General features: G+C 69.2%; 22 protein-coding genes. 11 read left to right on the forward strand and 11 right to left on the reverse strand.

Features of this window, described 5'->3' with window-relative positions; translation table 11 throughout:
- Nucleotides 1-240: 240 nt before the first annotated feature.
- Nucleotides 241-1,329 (reverse strand): ROK family transcriptional regulator, encoded by a 1,089-nt coding sequence (locus tag ACP7TJ_RS11790; RefSeq protein WP_266404178.1) that lies wholly within the window; start codon nucleotides 1,327-1,329, stop codon nucleotides 241-243.
- Nucleotides 1,330-1,409: 80 nt separating this feature from the next.
- Between ACP7TJ_RS11790 and ACP7TJ_RS11795 the strand changes: the two genes are divergently transcribed.
- A complete protein-coding gene (locus ACP7TJ_RS11795; protein ID WP_401624983.1) occupies nucleotides 1,410-2,486 on the forward strand; it encodes a Gfo/Idh/MocA family protein in 1,077 nt (358 codons plus the stop codon).
- Nucleotides 2,483-2,971 carry a heme-degrading domain-containing protein gene (locus ACP7TJ_RS11800; RefSeq protein WP_167741873.1) on the forward strand — a complete coding sequence of 163 codons (489 nt, stop codon included), beginning with the start codon at nucleotides 2,483-2,485 and terminating at the stop codon, nucleotides 2,969-2,971. The genes ACP7TJ_RS11795 and ACP7TJ_RS11800 overlap by 4 nt, the downstream gene beginning before the upstream one ends.
- A 6-nt stretch (nucleotides 2,972-2,977) precedes the next feature.
- On the opposite strand, the gene ACP7TJ_RS11805 is transcribed toward ACP7TJ_RS11800, so the two are convergent.
- The 5 genes from ACP7TJ_RS11805 to ACP7TJ_RS11825 all read right to left on the reverse strand — a co-directional run bounded on the left by ACP7TJ_RS11805 (nucleotide 2,978) and on the right by ACP7TJ_RS11825 (nucleotide 7,066).
- The gene (locus tag ACP7TJ_RS11805) at nucleotides 2,978-4,060 is read right to left on the reverse strand and encodes a hypothetical protein (RefSeq protein ID WP_427763062.1); all 1,083 of its coding nucleotides are present in this window, start codon (nucleotides 4,058-4,060) and stop codon (nucleotides 2,978-2,980) included.
- 156 nt (nucleotides 4,061-4,216) lie between these two features.
- On the reverse strand, nucleotides 4,217-5,074 hold the full coding sequence (locus tag ACP7TJ_RS11810) for a fumarylacetoacetate hydrolase family protein (protein ID WP_427763064.1): 858 nt from the start codon (nucleotides 5,072-5,074) through the stop codon (nucleotides 4,217-4,219).
- A gap of 148 nt (nucleotides 5,075-5,222) precedes the next feature.
- Nucleotides 5,223-5,951, reverse strand: a complete 729-nt coding sequence (locus ACP7TJ_RS11815) for a YidC/Oxa1 family membrane protein insertase (protein ID WP_266546388.1) — start codon at nucleotides 5,949-5,951, stop codon at nucleotides 5,223-5,225.
- 139 nt (nucleotides 5,952-6,090) lie between these two features.
- Complete coding sequence (locus tag ACP7TJ_RS11820; protein WP_189909964.1) at nucleotides 6,091-6,450, reverse strand: DUF6412 domain-containing protein; 360 nt, start codon at nucleotides 6,448-6,450, stop codon at nucleotides 6,091-6,093.
- An 88-nt stretch (nucleotides 6,451-6,538) separates the two neighbouring features.
- Nucleotides 6,539-7,066 (reverse strand): winged helix-turn-helix transcriptional regulator, encoded by a 528-nt coding sequence (locus tag ACP7TJ_RS11825; RefSeq protein WP_373312378.1) that lies wholly within the window; start codon nucleotides 7,064-7,066, stop codon nucleotides 6,539-6,541.
- A 153-nt stretch (nucleotides 7,067-7,219) separates the two neighbouring features.
- On the opposite strand from ACP7TJ_RS11825, the gene ACP7TJ_RS11830 reads away from it, so the two are divergent.
- The gene (locus ACP7TJ_RS11830) at nucleotides 7,220-8,620 is read left to right on the forward strand and encodes an MFS transporter (protein ID WP_427763067.1); all 1,401 of its coding nucleotides are present in this window, start codon (nucleotides 7,220-7,222) and stop codon (nucleotides 8,618-8,620) included.
- A gap of 84 nt (nucleotides 8,621-8,704) precedes the next feature.
- Nucleotides 8,705-9,715, forward strand: a complete 1,011-nt coding sequence (locus ACP7TJ_RS11835; RefSeq protein ID WP_093767159.1) for an SEC-C domain-containing protein — start codon at nucleotides 8,705-8,707, stop codon at nucleotides 9,713-9,715.
- A 130-nt stretch (nucleotides 9,716-9,845) separates the two neighbouring features.
- Here ACP7TJ_RS11835 and ACP7TJ_RS11840 read toward each other — a convergent pair whose 3' ends face one another.
- Together ACP7TJ_RS11840 and ACP7TJ_RS11845 are read right to left on the reverse strand one after the other, a co-directional pair.
- Entirely contained in the window at nucleotides 9,846-10,679 is an 834-nt protein-coding gene (locus ACP7TJ_RS11840) for an alpha/beta fold hydrolase (protein WP_093767158.1), read from the reverse strand.
- Nucleotides 10,680-10,826: 147 nt separating this feature from the next.
- The gene (locus ACP7TJ_RS11845; protein ID WP_427763069.1) at nucleotides 10,827-11,015 is read right to left on the reverse strand and encodes a hypothetical protein; all 189 of its coding nucleotides are present in this window, start codon (nucleotides 11,013-11,015) and stop codon (nucleotides 10,827-10,829) included.
- A gap of 302 nt (nucleotides 11,016-11,317) precedes the next feature.
- Here ACP7TJ_RS11845 and ACP7TJ_RS11850 point away from each other — a divergent pair, with 302 nt between their 5' ends.
- From ACP7TJ_RS11850 to ACP7TJ_RS11865, 4 genes are all read left to right on the forward strand, one after another.
- Nucleotides 11,318-12,520 carry a DUF262 domain-containing protein gene (locus ACP7TJ_RS11850; protein ID WP_427763070.1) on the forward strand — a complete coding sequence of 401 codons (1,203 nt, stop codon included), beginning with the start codon at nucleotides 11,318-11,320 and terminating at the stop codon, nucleotides 12,518-12,520.
- Between the two features lie 92 nt (nucleotides 12,521-12,612).
- Nucleotides 12,613-13,011: a HEPN domain-containing protein gene (locus tag ACP7TJ_RS11855; protein ID WP_380866053.1), complete on the forward strand. Its 399-nt coding sequence runs from the start codon at nucleotides 12,613-12,615 to the stop codon at nucleotides 13,009-13,011.
- Between the two features lie 202 nt (nucleotides 13,012-13,213).
- Nucleotides 13,214-14,233 (forward strand): NaeI family type II restriction endonuclease, encoded by a 1,020-nt coding sequence (locus tag ACP7TJ_RS11860; protein ID WP_427763073.1) that lies wholly within the window; start codon nucleotides 13,214-13,216, stop codon nucleotides 14,231-14,233.
- Nucleotides 14,234-14,291: 58 nt separating this feature from the next.
- Entirely contained in the window at nucleotides 14,292-14,747 is a 456-nt protein-coding gene (locus ACP7TJ_RS11865; protein WP_376724722.1) for a very short patch repair endonuclease, read from the forward strand.
- On the opposite strand, the gene ACP7TJ_RS11870 is transcribed toward ACP7TJ_RS11865, so the two are convergent.
- The gene (locus ACP7TJ_RS11870; RefSeq protein ID WP_376724701.1) at nucleotides 14,734-15,963 is read right to left on the reverse strand and encodes a DNA cytosine methyltransferase; all 1,230 of its coding nucleotides are present in this window, start codon (nucleotides 15,961-15,963) and stop codon (nucleotides 14,734-14,736) included. The two genes, ACP7TJ_RS11865 and ACP7TJ_RS11870, sit on opposite strands and share 14 nt — an antisense overlap.
- Before the next feature lie 161 nt (nucleotides 15,964-16,124).
- On the opposite strand from ACP7TJ_RS11870, the gene ACP7TJ_RS11875 reads away from it, so the two are divergent.
- A complete protein-coding gene (locus tag ACP7TJ_RS11875) occupies nucleotides 16,125-16,874 on the forward strand; it encodes an HNH endonuclease (RefSeq protein ID WP_427763075.1) in 750 nt (249 codons plus the stop codon).
- Here the strand turns inward: ACP7TJ_RS11875 and ACP7TJ_RS11880 are convergent.
- On the reverse strand, nucleotides 16,871-17,497 hold the full coding sequence (locus ACP7TJ_RS11880) for an ATP-binding protein (protein WP_403432363.1): 627 nt from the start codon (nucleotides 17,495-17,497) through the stop codon (nucleotides 16,871-16,873). The genes ACP7TJ_RS11875 and ACP7TJ_RS11880 overlap by 4 nt on opposite strands.
- Nucleotides 17,498-17,710: 213 nt before the next feature.
- On the opposite strand from ACP7TJ_RS11880, the gene ACP7TJ_RS11885 reads away from it, so the two are divergent.
- Both ACP7TJ_RS11885 and ACP7TJ_RS11890 read left to right on the forward strand, forming a co-directional pair.
- Nucleotides 17,711-18,556: a helix-turn-helix domain-containing protein gene (locus ACP7TJ_RS11885; protein WP_380873200.1), complete on the forward strand. Its 846-nt coding sequence runs from the start codon at nucleotides 17,711-17,713 to the stop codon at nucleotides 18,554-18,556.
- On the forward strand, nucleotides 18,557-18,757 hold the full coding sequence (locus tag ACP7TJ_RS11890) for a DUF397 domain-containing protein (RefSeq protein ID WP_427763078.1): 201 nt from the start codon (nucleotides 18,557-18,559) through the stop codon (nucleotides 18,755-18,757).
- Nucleotides 18,758-18,835: 78 nt separating this feature from the next.
- On the opposite strand, the gene ACP7TJ_RS11895 is transcribed toward ACP7TJ_RS11890, so the two are convergent.
- A complete protein-coding gene (locus ACP7TJ_RS11895) occupies nucleotides 18,836-19,372 on the reverse strand; it encodes a GNAT family N-acetyltransferase (RefSeq protein ID WP_427763080.1) in 537 nt (178 codons plus the stop codon).
- Nucleotides 19,373-19,411: the final 39 nt, after the last annotated feature.

Below are 19,411 nucleotides of genomic sequence, written 5' to 3' on the forward strand. Positions count from 1 at the left end.
GGCCCCAGCCTAAATCGTCCCGGGTGCGGGTCGTCCGTGGCCGGTCGCGCAGTTCCCCGCGCCCCTGAGGGACGCCGCAGGCGCGGGCAGTCGTGCCGCAGGGCGATGGGGGTACCTCCCGCTCGAGCGAAGCCGAGAGTGGGGGAGGGTGGGCGCGACCGCACCCCGCATCGCCGGGTTGCGCAGTCCCCCCCCCCGGCCCGCACCGACACCGCCGTGTCTCAACCCCCGCCCGCGCAGCTACCCGTCCTGCCCGAACACCGGCGCCAGCACCAACTGCGCCGCCCCCTCCGCGACCCGCTCCTCCCCCGACACCAGCCGCACCACCCCGCACTCCTCCCCCGTCCGACGCGCCCGCGCCTCCAGCACGCCCCGCACACCGGAGACGAACACCTCCGGCGCCCCCTCCACCGTCCGCCCGCCCACCAGCACCCGGTCGATGTCCAGCAGCCCCACCAGATTCGCCGCCCCGGTCCCCAGTACCCGCGCCGCCTCCGCCGTCTCCCCCCGGGCCACCGCCGCCAGGCACAGCGCCTCCACGCACCCCCGGTCCCCGCACCCGCACGGCGGCCCGTCCAGCTGCACCACCTGGTGTCCGAACTCCCCCGCGCCGGTCCGCGGCCCCCGGTGCACGCTCCCGCCGATCACCAGCCCGGCCCCCAGCCCCGTACCGAGGTGCAGATAGGCGAAGGACCCGCCCTCGCCCGCGACGGCCAGCCCGAGCGCCACGGCGTTGGTGTCCTTGTCCACCACCACGGGCACACCTCCCAGCCGCGCGGACAACGCGTCCCGCAGCGGGAAGCCGTCCCACTCGGGAAACCCCGTCACCCGGTGCAGCACCCCCCGCCGGTGGTCGAGCGGCCCGGGCAGCGCGACCCCGGCCCCCAGAAGCGAGCCGCCTGCCGGAAGCTCCGCCTCCAGCTCCTCGACCACCGACGCGACCCGCGTCAGCACCGCCTCCGCCCCGGCCCCCAGGTCCAGCGGCGCGTGCCGCCGGGCCACCACCGTGCCGTCGAGATCCGCCAGCACGGCCCGCAACTCGTCCCGGTCGAGATGCACGCCCACCGCGTGCCCCGCCTCCGGGACCAGCCGCAGCACCGTGCGCGGCTTGCCGCCCGTGGACGCCCGGCGCCCGGCCTCCGCCGCGAGGCCCTCCTCGCGCAGCCGGGCGGTTATCTTGCTGACCGCCTGCGGGGTGAGCCCGGTGCGCTCGGCGAGCTCCAGCCGGCTGATGCCCTCCGGCCCGGCCGTGCGCAGCAGGTCCAGCACCAGCGCGGTGTTGTGGCTGCGCAGGGCGAGCAGGTTGGCCCCGCCGCCCGGGCCTCGCATGCCACCGCCGTACGTCCTGTTCACCCGCCCATTGTGTCCCGCCCTTGCACTTTGGCAACAGCGTTGCGAAAGTAGGACGCATGACTGGCATTCCCCTCCGCGTCGGCCTCGTCGGCTACGGCCTCGCGGGCTCCGTGTTCCACGCCCCGCTGATCGCCGCGACCCAGGGCCTCGCGCTCGACACGGTCGTCACCTCGAACCCCGAGCGGCAGGCGCAGGCCCGCGCCGCGTACCCGGACGTACGGGTCGCCGCCTCGGCGGACGAGCTGTGGGCGCGCGCGGGCGAACTGGACCTGATCGTCGTCGCGTCCCCGAACAGGACGCACGTCCCGCTCGCCACCGCCGCCCTGGAGGCCGGTCTGCCGGTCGTCGTGGACAAGCCCGTCGCGGGCACGGCGGCTCAGGCCCGGGCGCTGGCGGAGCTGGCCGAGAAGCGCGGCCTGCTGCTGTCCGTCTTCCAGAACCGCCGCTGGGACAACGACTTCCTCACCCTGCGCCGGCTGATCGCCGACGGCGAGCTGGGCGAGGTCTACCGGTTCGAGTCGCGGTTCGAGCGCTGGCGCCCGCAGCTCAAGGGCGGCTGGCGGGAGTCCGGCGACCCGGCGGAGATCGGCGGCCTGCTGTACGACCTCGGCAGCCATGTCGTCGACCAGGCGCTGGTCCTGTTCGGCCCGGTGACGTCGGTGTACGCGGAGACGGACGTCCGCCGCGAGGGCGCGCGGACCGACGACGACACCTTCCTCGCGCTCACCCACGCGAGCGGGGTCCGCTCCCACCTGTACGTCTCCGCGACCACCGCCCAGCTCGGCCCGCGCTTCCGGGTCCTCGGCTCGAAGGCCGGTTACGTCAAGCACGGCCTGGACCCGCAGGAGGCCGCGCTGCGCGAGGGCTCGCGCCCGGGCACGTCCGGTACCGAGTGGGGTGCCGAGCCCGAGGAGCTGTGGGGCCGTCTCGGCGCCGGGGAGTCCCCGGTGACCGGCGGCGGCAGCCCCGTCCGCACCCTGCCGGGCGACTACCCCGCCTACTACGCGGCCGTGGCGCGGGCGCTGCTCTCCGACGGCCCCAACCCGGTGACCGCGCTGGAGGCCGCCGCGGCGCTCGACATCCTGGAAGCGGCGCGCCGTTCGGCCGCCGAGAAGGTGACGGTGACCCTGTGACCACCACCCCGAAGCCGGAACTCACCCCGACCGTGGAGGAGCTGGAGGCGCAGGAACGCCGCCTGGTCTTCCGCCGGTTCACGCACGACGACGCGTGGGCGCTGGGCTCGCTGCTGGTGGAGCTGGCGCGCGAGCGGCAGGCGCCGGTCGCGATCGACATCCACCGCGCGGGCCAGCAGCTGTTCCACGCCGCGCTGCCGGGCTCCACGCCCGACAACGACGCGTGGATCGCCCGCAAGCGCCGGGTGGTGGAGCGCTACGGCTCCGCGTCCTACCTGGTGGGCGCGCGGTTCCGGGCGAAGGGCACGACGTTCGAGGAGTCGTCCCGCCTCGACCCGGACACCTACGCGGCCCACGGCGGCTCCTTCCCGGTCACCGTCGAGGGCGTGGGCGTCGTCGGCGCGGTGACGGTCTCGGGCCTGCCCCAGCTCCAGGACCACCGGCTGGTGGTGGAGGCGCTGGAGCACTTCTTGTCACGGGCGTAGCCCGGGTCATGTGACGAGGAGGAGGACGAGGACGACGAGGGCCGCGGCCGCCGCCAGCACCGCTGCGGTGTTCCGGCGGCCCTCGTCCGACATGGCCGGCCGCACCGTGAGGCGGCCGGACACGTTCCTGAAGACGTAGTACTCCCTGTTGCCGCTGCCCTTGGGTCGCGCCCTGACGACGGTGAGCCGTCTGATGACGACGGTGCGGTCCTGCTCCCCCTTCACCGGGTCCAGGTGCTGTTCGACGAGCGAGCGGTGCGGGAGGGAGAGGTCGTCGGGGAGCGGGTCCCCGGGGCCGAGCCGGTTCTCGTGCCACGACCCGGCGTGCAGCTGTGACGTCACCCGCTTCGGCGGACGGTGCGGCCACGGCACCTTCTCGGTCTCCGAGGTCCAGGTGATCCGTCCGGCGGTCCAGGAGGTCAGCTCACCGCGGCCACCGCACGTCCTGCACCTGACGGTCCCCTTGGAGGTGCAGGTCGTGCACGGAACGCGCCCCCGTCCCTGGCACGTCTGGCATCTGACCTTCCCCCAGCCCTGGCAGCCGCCGCACGCGCTGTCGGGTGTGCCGCAGGCCGCGCATGTCACCCGCTCCTCGGGGCGCACCGGCCTGCGCGCCTTGGGCGGGCGGGCCGTACGGCCGGGCTTGCCGCCGTGCGCGAGGTACTGCGTGCACGGGGAGACCCCGGCGCACACGGGGCAGGGCCGGGCGGGCTCGCACGGACGGTATGTCATGCCGTCGCAGGCGGGACACTGCCGGAGGCCGTTCCCGCAGGCGCAGGCACGCTTGCTCACCGTGTCCCGCTTGACCAGGTCGAGCGGCTCGCCGCGCCGCACGTCCCGCGGGTCGACCTCGTACTCGTCCAGCACGTCGTAGACCGGCCGTTCGGCGAGGCCGGGGTCGCCGGGCTCGTCACGGGTCGTCTCGGTGCGCGTCTCGACGCGCCGGATGACCGAGGCGTCGAGCAGGTGCAGCCGGTCGAGGTGGAAGTACGCGGACGTCCGAGCCCCCCATCTCCCCCGGCGGCGAGCCAGGCGCGCGTCCAGCTCCGCCCGCACCTCGTCCTCGGACGGATCCTCGGCCACCGTCACGCAGCTCACTCCCCCCGGGTCGCGCGCCGCCCCGCCCCTCGGCGGGCGTGGACCGGCGTCGGGCGGACCCAGTGTGGCGGGGCGGGGCCCGACGGGGAAGGGCGCGTACGACGGCCCCGCGGGGGAGCGCGGGAAACCCGCGCTCCCCCGCCGTGGCTACGCCTGTGCCAGCACCTGCCGTTGCCGTCCCAGCCCCGTGACCTCCAGCTCCACCACGTCCCCTGCCCGCAGGTACGGCTTCGGTTCGGGGTGGCCCATCGCCACCCCGGCCGGGGTGCCGGTGTTGACGACGTCGCCCGGGTACAGGGTCATGAACCGGCTGACGTAGCGGACGACCTCGCCGACCGGGAAGATCTGCTCCGCCGTCGTGCCGTCCTGCTTCAGCTCGCCGTTGACCCACAGCCGCAGGGACAGGTTCTGCGGGTCGGGCACCTCGTCTGCGGTGACCAGCCAGGGTCCGAGCGGGTTGAACGTCTCGCAGTTCTTGCCCTTGTCCCAGGTGCCGCCGCGCTCGGTCTGGAACTCCCGCTCGGAGACGTCGTGGGCGACGGCGTACCCGGCGACGTGCGCGAGTCCTTCCTCCGCCGACTCCAGGTACCGCGCGGTCCGCCCGATCACGACGGCCAGTTCGACCTCCCAGTCGGTCTTCACCGACCCGCGCGGGATCAGCACGGTGTCGTCGGGGCCGACGACGGTGTCCGGGGCCTTGAAGAAGATCACCGGCTCGGCGGGCGGCTCGGCGCCGGTCTCGCGGGCGTGGTCGTGGCAGTTCAGCCCGATGCACACGATCTTGCCGATCCGCGCGAGCGGCGGCCCGGTGCGCAGCCCCGTCGCGTCCAGCGCGGGCAGGTCGCCGGCGGCGGCCGCGCTCCTGATCCGGCCGAGGGCGTCCTCGTCGGCGAGGAGCGTCCCGTCGATGTCCGCGACGAGTCCGGACAGGTCCCGCAGGGTCCCGTCGGGGTCGAGCAGCGCGGGCCGTTCCCGTCCCGCCGTACCGACGCGCAGCAGCTTCATGGTCGTGTCTCCCTCGCTCGCGGGCGCCCGCCCGACGGGGACGACCGGTGCGGCGGGCGCGGCCGTCGGAGGACCGGCCGATCCTCCAGGCCGGGCCCTCCACTCCGCAAGACCCGGTTCACGTACTGGACCGCGCCCGCCGCACACCTCACCGGTACAGCACGGACCGCTCGATCACGCTCCACGTCGTGGAGGTGACCACGTACAGCGCGGCGGCGAGGGGCACGACGGCGACGGTGACCAGGGTGAGGAAGGACATGAACGGCATCACCTTCATGACCCCGCCCATGGCGGCGGCGCCCGGCACCTGCGGGTCCGCGCCCGCCGTGCCCGCGAGCGCCGCCGACGCCTCGGTCATCCGGCGGGAGAGCCGGTAGCTGACGTACGCGACGACCGTGACGACGGCGAACAGGCCGAGGTACACCAGGCCGGCCCCGCCGAACACGCCGCCGTCGCCGAGGGCGTCCGCCCACCGGCCGCCGAGGGGCGCGTCGAGGAGTTGGTGGGTGAGCAGCGTGTTGGGCTCGCCGCCGATCGTGCCGCTGGAGAAGAGGTGGTAGAGCAGGAAGAACGCGGGGAGCTGGAGCAGGCTGGGCAGGCAGCCGGACAGCGGGGACACCTTCTCCTCGGCGTGCAGTTCCAGCACGGCCTTCTGGAGCTTCTCGGGGTTCTTGCCGTGCTTGCGGCGCAGTTCGGCGATGCGCGGCTGGAGCGCGGCGCGCGCCTTCTGCCCGCGTGCGGCGGCCCGGGAGAGCGGGTGGACGAGGAGGCGTACGAGGGCCGTGAACGCGATGATCGCGGCGGCCGCGGCGGACAGGCCGAACAGGGGGCGGAGCAGGTCGGCGAGCTGCTCGACCAGGGTGGCGAAGACAGACAAGGGTGAGCCCTCCGGGGGTCTCGTCGTGCCGGGGGTCCCGGCGCGGCGGACGGCCGGGACGGGACGGGGAAGGTCGGCATGACGACCCGCGCGCGGGGCGGGCGGAAGGATCGCGGAGAGAAACGTCCCGCGAGATGCCCTACGCGGCGGTCGCCGGGAGGGCGTGACCGGGCGCTCGGGGACGGGTGCGCCCCTTGGCGTCGGGATCCCGCTGGGGCAGGAAGGCGGTGCGCCGGGCGCGGTCGCGCAGGGCCGTCCGCACCCGGGTGGGCGGCACGGCGGGCGCGCTGCGGGCGGCGACCACGGAGCAGAGGCTGAGGGCGGCGCCGGCCGCGGCGGTCGCGGCGAGCGTGACGTGGACCAGGGCGAGGCCGCCGTCGGGGGCCGGGCTCAGCAGCAGGGCGATCTGGAGCAGCGGGAAGAGCACGGCGAGGAGGGTGCGCGCGGAACGCGTGGCCGGCTGTCCGGCGGGCGCGTGCCGCGTGGTGAACCCTGACATGGGCCGTGTCTCCCCTCTCTCCGTCTCGTGGTGCGTCGTGCACCGCATTGTGCCAGGCCCCTCTGTCGGCGCGGCGTGAGCCGGGCGGTCAGGCGGGGTCGGTCTCCACGGGCCGCAGCAGCCGCTTGGGCTTGAGCAGCGCCCGGCTGACCGGGTCGGCCGGGTCCCGGCTGAGATCCGGTCCCGGCACCACTTCGACGTCCCCGACGGCCACGACGGTTCCGCAGGACGGGCAGTCGCTGTACGGGCCGAGCTCGGTGCCGCAGTCGGCGTGCCGGAAGATCCGCAGCCGCCGCTGGGTGAGGTGCTCGCGGCCCCACAGCCCGAGGGCGCGCAGGGTGGGCCACAGGGCGATGCCGCGGTCGGTGAGGACGTACTCGTCGCGGGGCGGGGACTCCTGGTAGCGGCGCTTCTCCAGGATGCCCTGGGCGGTGAGCGTCTGGAGCCGGGAGGCGAGGACCGCGCGCGGGATGCCGAGGTGGACGAGGAAGTCGTTGTAGCGGCGCACGCCGTAGAACGCGTCGCGGATGACGAGCAGCGTCCAGCGTTCGCCGATGACCTCCAGGGCGCTCGCGATGGAGCACTCCTGTGTCGCGTAGTCCTTGCCCAGTGCCATGCCGTCCACTGTAACCACATTTCCCCTTGTTGGTTCAATGACCGAACCGACTGGTGCTACGGTGGCCGGGTCCGGGTGAGTTCATTAGGCGAACCCACTCTCCCCCGACTCCTCACCCAGCCCCTCCCCGATCCCGCAGAGGACCCCGACGACATGACCGCCACCCCCGCCTCCGCCGCACCGGCGCAGGCCGCCACCGCGCGCGCCGCCGGCCCCGCATCGTCACCGCGCCCCGGCGCCACCCTGGCCCTGACCAGCGCCGCCACGGCCGTGGCGCTGATGACGTACACCGCCCCGATCGTCACGCTGCCCGCGACCGCGGCCGCCCTGCACACCCCGCTGTCCGCCCAGGCGTGGCTGCTCAACGGCACCCCGCTCGGGCTCGCCGCGCTGCTCCTGGTGGCCGGCAGCCTCGCCGACGACTACGGCCGCCGCCGGATCTTCGTCTGGGGCACCCTGGCGCTCGGCGTCACCACGGCCCTCGGGGCCCTCGCCACCGGCACCTGGCTGTTCACCCTGGCCCGGATCGCACAGGGCGCGGCCAGCGCGGCCCTGCTGGCCAGCAGTCTCGGCCTGATCGTGCACGCCTTCCCCACGGCCGCCGGACGGCTGCGCGCGACGGGGGTGTGGGGCGCGTTCGTCACCGGAGGCATCGCGGTGGGCCCGCTGCTCGCCGCCGGGATACCCAACTGGCGGACGGTCTACGGCGTTCTCGGCGCCGCCGCCCTGCTGATCGCCCTCCTCGGCACCCGCGCGCTCACCGAGTCGCGGTCCCCGCGCGGCGGCCGGCCCGACTTCGCCGGGGCCGCGACCTTCGGACTCGCGCTGGTCTCCCTGGTGGCGGCCCTCACGCTGGGCCGGGACGGCTGGCTGCGGGCGCCGGTGTGGCTGCTGCTCGGCGCGACCGTCGTCCTCCTCGCCGGGTTCACCCTGGTGGAGCGGCGCACGGCGACCCCGATGATCGACCTGTCCCTGCTCCGCCACCGCGGCTTCCTCGCGTCCTCCGTCGGCGGCCTGTTCACGGGACTGTCGGTGATCGGCCTGTTCAGCTTCCTGCCGGCGGTGCTCCAGCGGGTGCTCGGGATGTCCGCGATGGACACGGCGCTGCTGTCGCTGCTGTGGGCGGGTCTCGCCTTCGCCGTCGCGCTGCAGGCCCGCCGCCTGGCCGGCCGTATCCCGACGCGCGTCCAGCTCGCCCTCGCCTTCGCCCTGCACGCCGTCGGCGTGATCACCATGCTCGGCGCGGTCGACGCGGGCTCCACGGCCCGGTTCGTCCCCGGCATGATGATCGCCGGTGTCGGCAGCGGTCTGCTCAACGCGGCGCTGCCGCTGCTCGCCGTCGAGTCGGTCCCGGCCGCGCGGGCCGCGATGGGCTCCGGCGCGCAGCAGACCCTGCGTTACATCGGCTCGTGCGCCGGCGTCTCCCTCACCATCGCCGTGGCGACGTCGTCGAGCGGCGGCCCGGCCCGCGGCACGGACGTCGCGATGGTGGTGTCCGCGGTGCTGGCGCTGGTCGCGGCGGTGGCGGTGCTGGCGCTGCGGGAACGGTCGTAGGACCGGGACGAGTCGGCCGTGGACCGGCCCCGGAGGGCCTTCAGGCCCTCACTTCTGTCACCTGCCGGCAGTACGGTGTCCCCCATGCGCCCCGACACGCCTGCCGAAAACGTCGACCACATCAACGAGGCCGCCCGTCTGGAGCGGACCGCCGACCGCTACCCCGAGGACGCCGAGGCCCTGCTGCTGCGGGCCGCAGCGCACCGGGAGCTGGCCGGCGACCGCCCGGCCGCGACGGCGCTCTACGACCGCCTGCTGACCTCGGGCGCGGACCTGGACAACCCGCACCTGGTCCGCGCCCTGAAGGCCTCCAACCTGTGGGAGTACGGCCACGAGGCGGAGGCCCGCGCGATCATCGCCGGCATCCGCACGGCGTCCCCGCGCGACCCCGCCGCCTGGGTGATCGTCGCGGAGGCGCTGGAGGCGCACGACGAACTGGAGCAGGCGCACGAGACGTTCACCGAGGCGGTGCGTCTGCTGCTGTCCGGCGTGAGCGAGCCGCCGCGCGCCACGCACCCGCTGCTCCTCGGCCGCCACCGGGTGCGCAGGATGCTGGGCGCGGCGCACGACGAGTGGGACGCGCTCGCCGACTCCGTGCACACGCACATCATCGGCCTGGACGAGCTGCACGACCCCAAGCGCGTGTGGTCGCTGGGCTCGGAGAACCCGGAGGAGCTGGAGGCGGAGATCCTGCGGCTGCGCGCCGAGCTGGGCGCGTACCGGGAGGCGTTGTCCCGCCCGTTCCCGGTGGCGGTGCTGCACTGGCCGGCCGGCGAACTGGCGGAGCTGACGGAGGCGTACCCGGACCTCGCGGAGGAGTACCCGTCCTACGAGGCGCACCTGGGGACGATAGAGGCGGCCCTGCGCGAACTGGCCGCCTCCGGCACGCCGAACCTGGGCATCGTGCGGGGCACGGTCCCGTCGTACGAGGCGTTCGCCGCGTCGGAGTCGGCGTCCCCGTCCGACGCCTCACTTCTCCCCCAGTACGCGACGACGCTCGCGGCGCGGGGGCGTGCGGTGGCGTGGCCGCCGGAGCGGTCGGAGGCGTGCTGGTGCGGGTCGGGGCGGGCGTACGGGGAGTGCCACGGGGCGTAGACGCTTGCGTCACCGACGCGCGCGCAGGGGTGCGCCCGGCCACCGGTTCGTCCGGCGGCCGGGCGCGCTCGCTGTTGCCGGTGTCGCCACCGGCTCCGGTGTCGGTACCGACTCCGGTGTCGCTACCGGCTCACTTGGCCAGGAAGGCGAGCAGGGCGTCGGTGACCTCCTGGGCGTGAGTCCACAGCAGGCCGTGCGGGGCGCCCTCGACGACGACGTACTCGGCCTGGGGCAGGGCCCGGTGGAAGGGCTCGCCGGTGGCCTCGATGGGCAGGATCCGGTCGGCGGTGCCGTGCAGGATCAGCGCCGGGACGTCGATCTTGGCCACGTCGGCGCGGAAGTCGGTGGTCCAGGTGGCGACGGCGGCGATGGAGGCGTAGGCGGACGACCCGGCGGCCACGTTCCAGCTGTTGCGCAGGGCCTCCTCGCTGATGCGGGTGCCGAGGTTCTCGTCCAGGTTGTAGAAGTCCTGGTAGAACCCGGTGAAGTAGGCGTACCGGTCCGCGATGACGGCCTTCTCGATCCCCTCGAAGACGGCGCCGTCGACGCCCGTGGGGTTGTCGTCCGTCTTGAGCAGATACGGCTCGAGCGAGGCGAGGAAGGCGGCCTTCGCGACGCGCTCCGACCCGTAGGTGCCGAGGTAGCGGCCGACCTCGCCGGTGCCCATGGAAAACCCGACGAGGACCGCGTCGCGCAGGTCCAGGGTCTCCATGACGGTGTTCAGGTCGGCAGCGAAGGTGTCGTAGTCGTACCCGGTGGTCGGCTGGCTGGACTGCCCGAACCCGCGCCGGTCGTAGGTGATGACCCGGTACCCGGCGGCGAGCAGGGCGGCGGTCTGCTTCTCCCAGGAGTGACCGTCGAGCGGGTACCCGTGGATCAACACGACCGGCTGCCCGGTGCCGTGGTCCTCGTAGTACAGGTCGATGGTGGTGCTGTTCTCCTGGCCGACGGTGATGAACGGCATGGTGTGGGCCCCTCTGTGAGGTGTGGGGTGCGGTGAGCACTGATGAAGAAGATAGCGCGCCCTTTGATTGTGTGCAACTGGATTGCACACAACCTATCTAGACGTGGTGGACTGTGACCCGAGGGGTTTCTGGCGCGGGGCGGTTCACTACCGCCAGTAGACCGGGTCGGAGGCGGCCACGGCGGTGCGCAACAGGTCGCGGACCAGGTCGAGGTCGACGCTGTCGGGCCTGACAGAAGCGGCCTTACCCGTGCACTGGCCGACCGGCTGCTGCGCGAGGGCGTCCCGGACGTCGCCGCGCATGAGGGAGGAAGAGACGCACTGCTTCTGGCTCACGTAGGTGGCGTCAGCGCCTCCATCCCGCTCGTACGCGGGCATCCCGTACGCCATGACCTTCGTGAAGCCCTTACAGGCACGTCAGGATGCTCTCTGCGGTCGGGAGGCTCCGCAAGGTAACCATCGACGTCGGTCGAACTGCTGCTTTGCGTGACCATCTCTGACACATGTGAACCTTCGAGGTAATAACGGCAGACGCATGAGTGAAAGATAGACACAAAGCCTGCAGAACCTCATAAGATGCAAGGTCAGTAGCCAACGAAAGGTAGCACAGAGTGAGCCACGCGGGCGGAGACGCAAATATGGCTTCAACATCCGACGAAGAAGCCGAGCAGACGGTAATCCTCGATCCCGAACAGGATGAGGACGAGGATGACGTTAACGTTTTAGTTGACATTGAGGTTGAGGTCGGCCCCCCCTCGGCAGAGGAGGCGCTCCGCTACTTCGGAGTTGACTTCGACGTTGACGGCCTAGTACGCAGGTTCAAGCAAAAGGAAATCATCGTCCCGCGGTTCGACCCAGAGGAACCCGAGAATTCAGGTACCGGTTACGCCGGATTCCAGAGGAACTTCGTTTGGAAGAAGCGGCAAATGGATCGATTCGTCGAATCCATCCTTCTGGGTTATCCGGTTCCGGGAATTTTCCTCGTTGAACTTCCGAATCGTCGATATATCGTACTTGATGGACAGCAGCGACTCACCACACTGCGGGACTTCTTCAATGGTACTTACGAGGCGAAGAACGGGGAGCGCCCCTTCGCTCTCGACTACGCCGCTCCACCCTTTCAGGGGCAAACCTATGCCACCCTCCAGCCCGCAGACCGCCGCCTCCTGAATAACGCTTTGATTCAGGCCACGGTCGCCCTTCCTATCGGAGAAAACGGGAAGCTTGCCGTATATACATTGTTCGAGAGGATTAACAGCGGCGGGACTAAACTAAACGAACAGCAGATTAGAGTCGCCATCTTCCCGGGAAGCGCCACGCAACTTGTGCGCCGCCTAAATCGGGATTCGAATTGGCGCCAACTGTTCGGAAATGTACATAGAGACCTTAAGGACCAGGAACTAATTCTCCGCTACCTGGCACTTAAGCGAGTGGCCGCTGAAGAAACTGACCCCAAGGGTGAACCCGTTCAGTACAGAGCCCCTATGGCCACGTTCATGAGCCAGTACCTCAGCGACAACGAGGACATGAGCGAAGAAAAGATCGAAGAGGAGGAGCGCGATTTCGCCGCTGCCTGTCGTCTCCTTGTGGAGGCCGTGGGGGCGAACGCGCTGAAGCGAAATCGGACCATCAATGCAGCGCGAGCCGATTCGGTTCTAGTCGGCCTCTCTCTCGCCGTCCGGGAGGACCCGACCATCAATGCACTCAAGGTTCGCTCAGCCATGGCTGAGCTAGAGGCGAATAATGATTATGTAGAGAAGACACAAAAGAGCACGTCCCACAAACTAAGCGTAACAGGGCGGCTGAGTGCCGCAATGTCTGCGTTCACGGGACGCCAATGATAACGACCAGATCTGTCGCCCGTCTCGAGATCCATCGCATGAAGTCGGCGCTGGACGCTACGTACGATCGATATCGAAGATCACTCTTAGAGGTGCCGCTTGACCTGCAACAGGACTTGCATCTCTACATGTGTATCCGCTTGTCAGGCTACCTTGAGCAGTTGATGTACCAAGCGATCTGCGGATATATCTCAGATGCTTCTGGCGGAGCCGCGAGAGCGTTTGCTCTGTCATGGTTCAGGAACGCCCCTAATCTTGGCCCTAGCGCACTCGAAAGCCTCATTGAGCGATTCGGCGAGGACTGGCGAAATGACCTGAGTGAATTTCTCAATAAAGACAATAATCGCGGCTCTCTGGGAACATTAATAAAGATCAGGAATGACACTGCGCACGGCAAGAGTTACGGTGGCGCTCTGGCCAACGTCGCCTCATATAAGAAATTAGTTGATGACATTCATGACTGGGTTCATCAACGGATGATCGACGATTGAGCAGGCGCCGACCTCGATGCAGTCCTGTAACCTGCCGCCACAGTACTTCACGTGGGTACCGAACCCGATTTCTTGAGGCGGATCCTGTCGTTGCGCCGCGTACGCAACACATGCAGGACCCGCTACGGTTTCGCAGCCACGATGCCCGCAGTGCGCCGACAACGCCTCCCAGCGGTTAGCTCCAAAACGAACAGGACGGACATTGCTACCCTTCGACGAAAACGTCACTGCCCAATCAGCGGCCCGCATTGCGATGCAGGAGGCGCTGGAGCGGGACGTAGAGGCAAAGCAGGTAGCCGAGCACGTTCGCTTTCTCGACCCAGACGGAAAGAGGTTCGCCGGCGTCCTCCGCGACACCATCGACCAACTGCTGAACGGCGAAGTGACGGGAAGATACGCCTGGAATCAGCTGTTCAAAACGGAGAAGACTCACGCAGGCACGCTCGTTGAGATCAACTTGCAGCGCGAGTTCAGATTCGACGACGGTGGTGATGTGGGCAGGGTTGACGATAAGCACCCCATGGACTACCGCATCCTTGACATCGACGTGGACTGCAAGTTTTCTCAGACCTTCGGCGGATGGATGATCCCTCCGGAGGCCATGGGGCACCTCTGCCTTCTGGTGTGGGCGGATGACAGCAAGAGCAAGTGGAGTGCTGGAATACTCCGGGTGCGGAGAGAATGGCTCAACAGCGGCAGCAACCGCGACAAGAAGCTGACGCTGAAGGCGGAGCACCGGGACGATGCGGTGCACTGGATCTGGCGAGACGCGGAGCTTCCTGAGAACGTTCTGCTGCATCTGCCAGAATCCACACGCTCCGCTATTCTCAGCGAAAAGTCCGGCCAGAAACGTGTCATCGAACTGTTCCGCAGGGTTCAGAACCGCCGCATCGGACGGGGAACGGTCCGGACGGCTGCACAGCAGCTCGACTACATGGCCCGGCTGCGAGAGGGTAAGGGCCGAGCACGAACAGTTCTCCGCCGAGATGGCATCGTCATAGTCGGCCCGTACAGCAAGCACCGTGAGATCGCCAGGAAGATCGGAGCCGTGGTCCCCCAGCGAGGTGAGTTCGTCAGCTTTCGGGTGGCCGAGGCCATGCCGCATCATGGCGACCGTCCACGTGTTGAACTGGAGGGACGTGAATGGGTCCTCGCGGATCCAGGCGACCCCGTGATCACAGCACCTCGTCTGCCCAAGGTCGTCGGTGAAGAAGAAGCCTGATCAGGAAAGCACTGACCGGGACACCGCTGCTGCCGTGACGGTCAGCAAGGAGGTCTGGGTGCCGCCCGCCGGCTCCTGGGCCTCCTCAGCGGCCCGTCGGCGCAATATGCAGGCCATCCGCAGCCGGGACACCACACCCGAGAAGCTGATCAGGCGGCTGGTCCACGCCCAGGGCCTGCGCTACCGCGTGGCGGCGAGGCCGCTGCCTGACCTTCGCCGGACGGCTGACATGGTCTTCCGTCCGGCGAAGGTGGCGGTCTTCATCGACGGCTGCTACTGGCACGGATGCCCTGAGCACTACGTCCCGCCGAAGACCAACGAGGGCTACTGGTCAGACAAGGTCGCCCGGAACGTAGCCCGTGACCGGGACACCGACCAGCGTCTGACAGAGGCGGGATGGACGGTGCTCCGGTTCTGGGAGCACGAGGCGTCGGAGGAGTGCGCCGCACGCATCGCTGCCGAGGTGGAGAAGCACCGCAATCAAGGCAAGCAGGCGAAGCCTAAGCAGACTTAGCCTCGGAGCGGTCACGCTCCTGTGCTGCCCTGAGCACATCGGCGATCGACTCCCCCACGGCCTTGGCTACGGGCGGCGGGAATGCGTTACCGACCTGCCGGTATTGCGCCGTCTTCCCGCCGAAGAAGTCCCACTCCACCGGGAAACCCTGGACGAGGGCTGCCTGCCGCACCGTAAGCATCGGGCCGTCCGGGCGGAAGAGATCACGGTCTTCGGTCTGCTTCTTCTCGCAGGTCTCGATATCGTTGGCGACACCCATGCCGGAGATACCGAGCTGGCGCCAGGCCGCCTTCGCGCGACTCGGCCCCAGGTCTGCGCCGCCGTGCTTCTTGGATCCGCCTACAAGAGTCGGGGCGATCCCGCCGCCCTTGCCCTTCAGCTCGGCGTCTCGTTCCTGCGCCTTGCGGAGCCAGTTCTCGTAAGCATCACGGGCCCGCTGTGCGTGGATTCCTTCGAAATACCGCGAGTACCGCTCCAGCATCGAAGGCTGGAGTTTTGCAGCCACACTCACCGGTTCCTCGTGGGTGGGGGTTGGCCACTCGTACTTCAAGTCCTTGATGACGTCGTCACGGAAGGCAACGAGGATGGCGCGCGGTCTGAGCTGCGGCACGCCGAAGTCGCTGGCTTCGAGGACTCCCCACTTCGCGACCGTGTAGCCAAGACCTGGGTCCTTGGCCATCTGGCCGTCGTCACCTCGGTACTCGCCGCCCTGCAGCCGGGCCGTAATCCAGTCCCGGTAGTCCGAGAACTTGGGGTCCATGATCCCGCGTACATTTTCAATCATGACGGCACGAGGCCTGAGAATGTCCACCAGCTCGAGCATGCGCGGGAAAAGATCCCGCTCATCATCCTTGCCGAGCTGCTTGCCGGCGTGAGAGAAGGGCGGGCAAGGCACGCCACCAGCCAGCAGATCGAGGCCTCGCATCCGCAGCAGCTCAGCGCTCTTCTTGATGTCCCGGTAAGGGTCGAACTCTTTGACGTCTGCGGACAGAACGTCGCAGTGCTCCCGCTCCCAGGCCCATACCTCATGATCTTCGATGTTCAGCTTGAGTGTCTCGACCGCATGTGCGTCGATCTCGACCAAGGCCAGATGTCCGAAGCCCGCCTGATGGAGACCGATGGCCTGACCTCCAGCCCCAGCGCAGATCTCGATCGAAGTGAGCTGAGGCTCCATCGGCGTCGCCCGGACGCCGTGAGCTTCCTTCATGTGGGTCATGCCCCCTCCTTACAGCCGTGCAGCGGCAGACACATCTTGCGATCCACCATCACTGAGGGTGACAGACCCCACTGACAACGAGACCTGACCAAGTGTGCAGCACGCCTCGCAGTCCCCAGAACGCACCCTCCGCCACGCCGAACACTCATACGATATTGCCTATGCGGATACCTGCCTGGACCGAGGATGAACTTGTGCTCGCAGGGGCCCTGGTGGTGAAGAACGGCTGGCGTGAGCTGCGGACCGGAGACCCCGAAGTCCATGAGCTGTCTGATCTGCTCCGCTCGCTGCCACTCCACACCCCAGAGGCCCGCAGCCTTCCCAGCTTCCGGTCGCCGGACAGCGTGAGCCGCAAGACGACGGACTTCATGACCAACCACCCGTCCTACGCCGGCAAGGCCACACGGTGCGGGAAGCCCACCCTGCTGATGATCCAGGCCTTCAACGAGCGGGAGGCGGACATGTGTCTCGCTGCGGAAACCATCAGGGAGGCCATTGGCTCCGGCGAGCTGTACCACATCCGGCCGCAGGACGACGAAGTGGACGAGACAGGCACGTCGGCGATCGAAGGCCGCCTTCTCGTCCGGCGGGCGCTCGCACGTGAGCGTGACCCCAAGCTGCGCGCCCGCAAGATCGGACATGTGCGACGTCAAGGACTCCCTTTGCGTTGTGAGGTCTGCGCCTTCGACTTCGCCCAAGCGTACGGAGACCTCGGGGAGGATTACATCGAGGTCCATCACATCACTCCTCTTCATGTCTCCGGAGTCAGGGAGACGAAGCTGGACGACCTCGCATGCCTGTGCGCTAACTGCCATCGCATGTGTCACAGAATCCGCCCGGGAGAATCCTGGCGTACGCCAGACGCGCTTCGTGAGCTGATGCGGAAGCCCGCCGAGAGAGTCGTCCACTAAGCCGCGTCCGCCTCAGCCTCGTAGTGCATCTGCGCCCGGTCCAGCACGTCATCCGGATCCAGTCCGCGCGCGCTGGTCCAGTGCAGCAGGTCGGCGATCAGCTCCACGGCTGATTCCGCCAGGACGGCGTCGCACCGGCCCTGCGGAAGCGTTCCGCTGCGCGCCCGGTAGGTCTCCAGCGCGTCGGCGGCCCGCTCCATGCGGAGGCAGCCGGCGTCCTGGCCGAGCTCGATCTCGCACCAGACCGCCTTGCCCATGGCCGTGGCCACCGTTCCCCAGTCCACGGCCATCGCAGCCAGCATGTGCAGGCCTCGGCCGCATTCCGCGTCACAGTCGGCGGCACGCAGCGAGGGCGGCGAGCTGGCCTTGTCATGCATCTCGACGCGCAGCCGCTCAAGCTTCCGCTCAAGAATGAGCGTCGCCGCGGAGCCCTCGCCGACGTGCTTGATGACATTCGTCGCCAGCTCCGTCACGATGAGCTGTGCCGCGTCAGCGGCCGTCGGCACGCCCCACTGGCTCAGCTGGGTAGCCGCCGCTCTCCGCAGCAGACGCACTTCACTGGGCAGCGCTTCGAAAGGCAGCACGCAACGGCGCTGCACGTCCTCCGTGTAGATCCCGGACACGGCGATTCTCCCTCCCACGCCACTTTCCGAATGCGCATCGTGGCCGACCGGACGCGCTGGGTGGCGGTGCGCTATCGAGAATGGCACAGAGAACTCTCACCATGTAACTTCTCACGAACCTCGATCGGGTGAATCCGTGTGTGGCGCAAGCCCGGCCTCCCTAGCCTGTTCTCGCCCCGAACGGCCGCCTGGCCTACGCCTCAGAGGAGTCCCATGTCCGTAAGGACCACAACCCGCCGCCGCCAACTGGGCTCAACCCTGCGCAAGTTGCGTGCTCGCAGCGGCATGACGCTCGAGGAGGCCGGAAGGCTGGTCGGCGTGTCAAAGGCGACGGTCAGCCGTTACGAGACGCAGGCAGGGCCGGTGAAGTGGATCGTCGTCGACGCCCTGTGCCGTGAGTACGGCGCGACGGACGCCGAGCGGGAGGCCGTCGTCAGGCTGGCCAAGGACGCCAAGCAGCAGGGCTGGTGGAGTTCCTTCGCCGACTCCATCCCGGAGAGCATGAACCTGCTGCTCACGCTGGAGGACGAGGCTGTACGGGAGGATCACTTCTCCTGTGTGTACGTCCCTGGCCTCCTGCAGACCCGCGCGTACAGCACCGCACTCCAGAGGGCGAACGAGATCCCGCTGGCGCCGGCGGAGATCGAGCGGCTCGTCGACATCCGCATGAAGCGACAGGAGATCCTCACCCGTCCCAGCCCGCCGCGGTTGTGGGCGATTCTCGACGAGTCCGTCATCCGCCGGGTCGTCGGATCACCGGAGACGATGAAGGAACAGCTGGAGCGGCTGCTGGAGGCGAACGAGTCCCCTCACATCACGCTTCAGGTGCTGCCGTTCTCCAAGGGCGCCCACTCCGCCGCGCTCGGCAGTTTCGTCATCCTCGGCGGCTCCGAGTCGGCCCTCGACGTCGTGTACGTCGACTTCCACACCGGCTCGCTCTTCCTTGAGAAGGAGGAAGAACTCCACCGATACAGGCTTGCGTTCGAGTACCTCCGCGCACAAGCGTTGGACATGGAGGCGTCGTCTTCCCTGATCCAGCGCGTCTACGAGGAGCTGTGAATGCCAGTCGACCAGCCATCCGCCCACAAGCCGAAGTGGTTCAAGTCGTCCTACAGCGGCGGCAACGCGACGGAGTGCCTGGAAGCGGCTTACACGCCGAACGGTGTGCTCATAAGAGACTCGAAGCGGTCGTCAGGGCCGCGCCTTGAACTGTCCCGCGAAGCCTGGGCGCACTTCATAGCGGGCGTGCCCGCGCGGTGACCGCGTCACGGTGCCGCGCAGGCGAGGTGTGACTTCCGGCAGCGTCAGGGCTGACGGCGCTGCAGTCCCGGCAGGAGGTTACGCCGCCCCACTCCCCTCCCACTCCCCCGCCAACAACCCCAGCACCACCTCATCCATGAACTCCCCCAACACCCACGCCGACGACCGCAGCACCCCCTCCCGTACGAAGCCGTTGCGTTCCGCCGCGCGGATCATGCCCTCGTTGTCCGCGAGGGTCTCGATCTGGAGGCGTTGCAGGCCGCGCACGGCGAAGCCGTAGTAGCAGAGGGCCGCGACGACGTCCGTGCCGTAGCCCTTGCCGCGGGCGGCGGGGAGCAGGCCGACGCCGATGTGGGCGTTGCGGTTGTGGGTGTCGATGCCCCACAGGTTCGCCGTGCCGATGAGGGTGTCGCCCTCGAGCTCCACCACGGAGAAGGACGCCAGGTTCTCCGGTGGGTTGTCGAAGGCGAGTTGCGGGTCGTTCGCCGTGACCGGCCGCCAGGGACGGCCCTCGGCGCGCGCGGCGTTGACCACGTCGTTGTAGAGCTCGGCCCGCAGGACCGGTATGTCGTCCTCGTGCCGGGCCCGGAGGCCGACCCTGGTTCCCTTCAGCATGCGGCCCTTCCTATCCCCGCGCGCCGGCCGGCGGCAAAC

Source organism: Streptomyces sp. DSM 41931 (assembly GCF_050271085.1).
Lineage (GTDB): Bacteria > Actinomycetota > Actinomycetes > Streptomycetales > Streptomycetaceae > Streptomyces > Streptomyces albogriseolus.

Coding starts and splice junctions, on each gene's coding strand:
- ACP7TJ_RS11850 (WP_427763070.1), top strand. CDS start 11,318: ATGGCTTCAACATCCGACGAAGAAGCCGAGCAGACGGTAATCCTCGAT.
- ACP7TJ_RS11820 (WP_189909964.1), bottom strand. CDS start 6,450: ATGTCAGGGTTCACCACGCGGCACGCGCCCGCCGGACAGCCGGCCACG.
- ACP7TJ_RS11840 (WP_093767158.1), bottom strand. CDS start 10,679: ATGCCGTTCATCACCGTCGGCCAGGAGAACAGCACCACCATCGACCTG.
- ACP7TJ_RS11795 (WP_401624983.1), top strand. CDS start 1,410: ATGACTGGCATTCCCCTCCGCGTCGGCCTCGTCGGCTACGGCCTCGCG.
- ACP7TJ_RS11835 (WP_093767159.1), top strand. CDS start 8,705: ATGCGCCCCGACACGCCTGCCGAAAACGTCGACCACATCAACGAGGCC.
- ACP7TJ_RS11875 (WP_427763075.1), top strand. CDS start 16,125: ATGCGGATACCTGCCTGGACCGAGGATGAACTTGTGCTCGCAGGGGCC.
- ACP7TJ_RS11810 (WP_427763064.1), bottom strand. CDS start 5,074: ATGAAGCTGCTGCGCGTCGGTACGGCGGGACGGGAACGGCCCGCGCTG.
- ACP7TJ_RS11790 (WP_266404178.1), bottom strand. CDS start 1,329: ATGCGAGGCCCGGGCGGCGGGGCCAACCTGCTCGCCCTGCGCAGCCAC.
- ACP7TJ_RS11895 (WP_427763080.1), bottom strand. CDS start 19,372: ATGCTGAAGGGAACCAGGGTCGGCCTCCGGGCCCGGCACGAGGACGAC.
- ACP7TJ_RS11825 (WP_373312378.1), bottom strand. CDS start 7,066: ATGGCACTGGGCAAGGACTACGCGACACAGGAGTGCTCCATCGCGAGC.
- ACP7TJ_RS11830 (WP_427763067.1), top strand. CDS start 7,220: ATGACCGCCACCCCCGCCTCCGCCGCACCGGCGCAGGCCGCCACCGCG.
- ACP7TJ_RS11890 (WP_427763078.1), top strand. CDS start 18,557: ATGCCAGTCGACCAGCCATCCGCCCACAAGCCGAAGTGGTTCAAGTCG.
- ACP7TJ_RS11885 (WP_380873200.1), top strand. CDS start 17,711: ATGTCCGTAAGGACCACAACCCGCCGCCGCCAACTGGGCTCAACCCTG.
- ACP7TJ_RS11870 (WP_376724701.1), bottom strand. CDS start 15,963: ATGACCCACATGAAGGAAGCTCACGGCGTCCGGGCGACGCCGATGGAG.